This is a genomic window from Microbacterium sp. MPR-TSA4, from assembly GCF_058792815.1.
Map to the genome: position 1 here is coordinate 1 of NZ_JBXAFF010000097.1, position 914 is coordinate 914.

The following is a 914-nucleotide window of genomic DNA, read 5'->3' on the forward strand; positions in this document are numbered from 1 at the left end:
GATCGTGCGCCGTCGCGTACCGGGTGAGGGGATCATCGGGCGAGGTATCCGCCGTCAACGTCGTATCCAGTGCCGGTAACAAACGACGCGTCGTCGGAGAGCAGGAAGCAGATCACCGTGGCGACCTCATCGACGTCTCCCAGACGGCCCAGCGCGTGCAGGCCGGGCAGCCCCGCATAGACTTCGGGCGGAAGCGTCGCGTTGATCGCAGTGTCGATGTAGCCCGGGTGCACGCTGTTGACGCGCACCCTGTGCGGCGCATAGCCGAGGGCCGCGGATTTCGTGAGCCCTGCCACCGCGTGCTTCGACGCGACGTAGGGACCGAGCTCGGCATCGCCGACGCGACCGAGCACCGACGACACGTTGACGATCGCGCCGCCGCCGGCCGCGACGCAACGGGGGAGCTGCGCCTTGAGGCAGTAGAACACCGAGTCGGTGTTGATCCGCATAGTCGTGAGGTAGTCCTCGTCGCTGACGTCTGCCAGCCGGGCCTCGGGTCCTCCGATGCCCGCGTTGTTGACGAACAGCGTTGGGGCGCCCAGTTCGCGCTCGACCGCGTCGAGGCCGTCGCGGATAGCGGCGGGATCGGTGACGTCCATGGCCAGCGCCAGGGTCGTCCCGTCGATCTCGGCGGCCGCTGCCTGCGCCGCCGCCACGTCGATGTCGGTGAGGGCGACCGAGTGGCCGGCGGCGGCGAGCCTGCGGGCCGTGGCGAGGCCGATGCCGCGGGCGGCGCCGGTGACGACGGCGACGCTCATGCGTATACCATCCCGCCGTCGGTGATGATCGACTGGCCGGTGACGATCGCGCGGCGTCCAGTCAATGTCGTCATCAGTTCTCCTCTGTGTCCGAATGGGCGGCGCCCAGTCAATGTCGTCATCAGTTCTCCTCTGTGTCCGAGTGGGCGGCGCCCA

At 68.9% G+C, this 914-nt stretch carries 1 protein-coding gene; it reads right to left on the reverse strand.

Features of this window, described 5'->3' with window-relative positions:
* Positions 1-32: 32 nt before the first annotated feature.
* Entirely contained in the window at positions 33-758 is a 726-nt protein-coding gene (locus AC1Q49_RS16235) for an SDR family NAD(P)-dependent oxidoreductase (RefSeq protein WP_492493439.1), read from the reverse strand.
* Positions 759-914: the final 156 nt, after the last annotated feature.